Annotated in this window: 1 pseudogene; it reads left to right on the plus strand. The window is 71.5% G+C overall.

From position 1 onward, the window contains the following. Nucleotides 1-522, plus strand: a pseudogene (locus J7523_RS20545) (hypothetical protein); the annotation flags it as partial.

Here is a 522-nt window from a genome sequence, read left to right on the forward strand (position 1 = left end):
GCGCCTGGCACTCGATGCCGGATGAATTCCGCGATGCGCACGGCTGGCCGACCAACGCCGTGCACGGCTTCGCCCGCTTCCTGCTCGACCTGCTCGAGCGCGAGCGTCCGCGCCACATCGCCATCGCCTTCGACGAGGCGCTGGACAGCTGCTTCCGCAACCGCCTGTATCCGGCCTACAAGGCCAACCGCGATCCGGCGCCGGAAGAGTTGCGCCGCCAGTTCGCGCACTGCAAGGCGCTGTGCGCGTCGCTCGGCCTGGCGGTGCTCGCCGACCGCGACTACGAGGCCGACGACCTGATCGGCAGTGCCCTGCACCGCGCGCGCCCGGCCGGCTATCGCGGCGTCATTGTTTCCGCCGACAAGGACCTGTCGCAGCTGCTCGACGAGCACGACGAGCAGTGGGACTACGCGCGCGGCCAGCGCTGGGGCGCGGCCGGGGTCAAGGCCCGGCACGGCGTGCACGCGCACCAGATCGCCGACTACCTCGCCCTGACCGGCGACGCGGTCGACAACCTGTCTC

Origin of the sequence: Cellulomonas sp. (assembly GCF_017744555.1) — a bacterium.
Taxonomy (GTDB): Bacteria; Actinomycetota; Actinomycetes; order Actinomycetales; family Cellulomonadaceae; genus Cellulomonas.